The organism is Streptomyces sp. SID3212, from assembly GCF_009865405.1.
Taxonomy (GTDB): domain Bacteria; phylum Actinomycetota; class Actinomycetes; order Streptomycetales; family Streptomycetaceae; genus Streptomyces.
The window spans coordinates 1-2,285 of record NZ_WWJY01000150.1 but is presented as its reverse complement, the minus strand read 5'-3'; the positions used below and the strand labels follow the sequence as shown (position 1 = coordinate 2,285).

General features: G+C 75.8%; 2 protein-coding genes and 1 pseudogene. All 3 read left to right on the top strand.

Annotation, left to right across the window (positions count from 1 at the left end; translation table 11 throughout):
- Nucleotides 1-26: 26 nt before the first annotated feature.
- The gene (locus tag GT042_RS04285) at nucleotides 27-1,220 is read left to right on the top strand and encodes a sensor histidine kinase (RefSeq protein ID WP_161307354.1); all 1,194 of its coding nucleotides are present in this window, start codon (nucleotides 27-29) and stop codon (nucleotides 1,218-1,220) included.
- 36 nt (nucleotides 1,221-1,256) lie between these two features.
- Nucleotides 1,257-2,024 carry a response regulator transcription factor gene (locus tag GT042_RS04280; RefSeq protein WP_161307353.1) on the top strand — a complete coding sequence of 256 codons (768 nt, stop codon included), beginning with the start codon at nucleotides 1,257-1,259 and terminating at the stop codon, nucleotides 2,022-2,024.
- A gap of 41 nt (nucleotides 2,025-2,065) precedes the next feature.
- A pseudogene (locus tag GT042_RS04275) lies at nucleotides 2,066-2,285 on the top strand (peptidase); the annotation flags it as partial.

The following is a 2,285-nucleotide window of genomic DNA, read 5'->3' as shown; positions in this document are numbered from 1 at the left end:
CGGCGGGCGGGACGCGGTGGCCGGGGGTGGCGGCCCGGCTCCACGGCCGGGCGGGCACGTGGGGTGTGGACCTCGGCATCGCACTGCTCGTCCAGGCCGCGGTCACCATCCCGTTCGTCGTCCCGCGCGCCGCCTCGCTGCCGCCCGCCGACTGGCCCGCGTACGGCCTGACAAGCCTGAGCGTCCTGCCGCTGGTGTGGCGGCGGCGCGCCCCGGTCACCGTCCTGCTGGCCGTGCTGGCGGCGCAGGTCCTGTACGAGGTCACCTGGGACGGCCCGGGCCAGACGCTCCCGTACCCCGCTCTGCTGGCGGTCTACACGGTGGCCGCGCTCTCCCCGGCGCGCAGGCGCCTGCCCACGGCCGCCCTGACCCTCGTGCTCATCTTCCCGTCGGTCGCGCTCAACTCCGGTGAGGCGAGGGAGCTGTTGTTCTCGCTGCTCGTCTTCGGGGCGGCGTACGGCTTCGGCCGGCTGACCCGGATCCGCCAGGACTACACGGCGGCCGTCGAGGACCGGGCGGCGCAGCTGGAGCGGACGAACCGGATCGAGGCGGAGCAGGCGACCGCGCGCGAACGGGCCCGGATCGCCCGGGAGATGCACGACATCCTCTCGCACGCCGTCAGTATCATGATCGTCCAGGCGGAGGCGGGTCCGGTGACGGTACGGACGGCTCCCGAGCGTGCCGAGGCGGCGTTCGACGCGATCTCGGAGACGGGCCGGGACGCGATGGTGCAGCTGCGCCGGATGCTGGGCGTGCTCCGTGAGGGCGGGCCGGCCGAGGACCCGTCCGCGCCGCTGCACCCGCAGCCCTCCCTGGCGGAGCTTCCCGCGCTGGTGGAGCGGGTCGCCGCGGGCGGGATCGAGGTCGGGTACGAGACGGTGGGCCGGCCGCCGGGGCCGCTGTCGCTCGACACGGAGGCCACGGTCTACCGGGTGGTCCAGGAGGCGCTGACCAATGTGGTCAAGCACGCCGCCGCCGGTTCCGTCCTGATCCGGCTGGAGTACGGCCCCGACGCCTTGGCGGTCACGGTCACCGACGACGGGCGCGGCCCCGGCGACTCCACGGGACACGGTCTGGTCGGGGTCCGCGAACGGGTGACCGCGCACGGCGGCACGGTCACGGCGGGCCCGGGTCCGGAGGGCGGAGGCTTCCGGCTGGCGGTACGGCTGCCGCTCGCACCCGCCCCCGCGCCGCTCGTCCGCTCCCCCCGCCGCTCGTAGACTCCCGCTCGTAGACTCCCGGGCGGAGGTGGGGCGTTGACGATCCGGGTGGTGGTGGCGGACGACCAGGAGCTGGTCCGCAGCGGGTTCGCGATGATCCTCGACGCGCAGCCCGACATCGAGGTCGTGGCGGAGGCGGGCGACGGGGCGGCGGCCGTCGAGGCCGTACGGCGGCTGCGCCCCGAGGTGGCGCTGCTCGACATCCGGATGCCGGGGACGGACGGCATCGAGGCGTGCCGGGCCATCACCCGGGCGGGTGGCTGCCGGACCGTCATGCTCACGACCTTCGACTCCGACGCGTACGTGTACGAGGCGCTGCACGCGGGCGCGAGCGGCTTCCTGCTCAAGGACGTCCGGCGGGACGACCTGGTGCACGCGGTACGGGTGGTGGCGGCGGGCGACTCCCTGCTGGCGCCGTCCGTGGCGCGGCGGTTGGTCGAGGAGTACGTACGGCGGCCCCGGCCGGTCGCGGTCACGCCCGGCGCGGGGCTCGGCGTCCTGACGGCCCGGGAGCGCGAGACGCTCCTCCATCTGGCGCGGGGCCTGTCGAACGCGGAGATCGCCGCCGCACTCACCGTGAGCGAGCACACGGTGAAGACGCATGTGGGCCATGTGCTGGCGAAGTTGGGGCTGCGGGACCGGATCCAGGCGGTCATCCGCGCGTACGAGACGGGACTGGTCACCGCCGGCCGTCCCTCCGGCGGGGGAGAACGGGCCGCCGACTCCCCCGTACCGGCGAGGGATCGAGCCGCCGAGGACCACTCGCTCCGGCGATCCGCCGGGACGCCGGGTTCCGCAGGATGAGGAGGGCCGGCCAGCCCGCCCCCTCACCTGGAGACCACGCCATGAACGCCCGTACCAGAACCGCCCTGGCCGCCGCACTGATCCTGGGGATCGCGGTGGGTCCCCCGGCCCCGGCGGCGCTCGCCACGGTGGACGGGTCGCGCCACGCGGCCGATGCCCACGCCCCCGATTCCGCGGCCCTGCGCGCCGCCCTCGCGGGACTGCCGGACGCCGGCGCGACCGCCGCGCTCGTCCGGGTCGGCGGCACCGACGGCGTGTGGC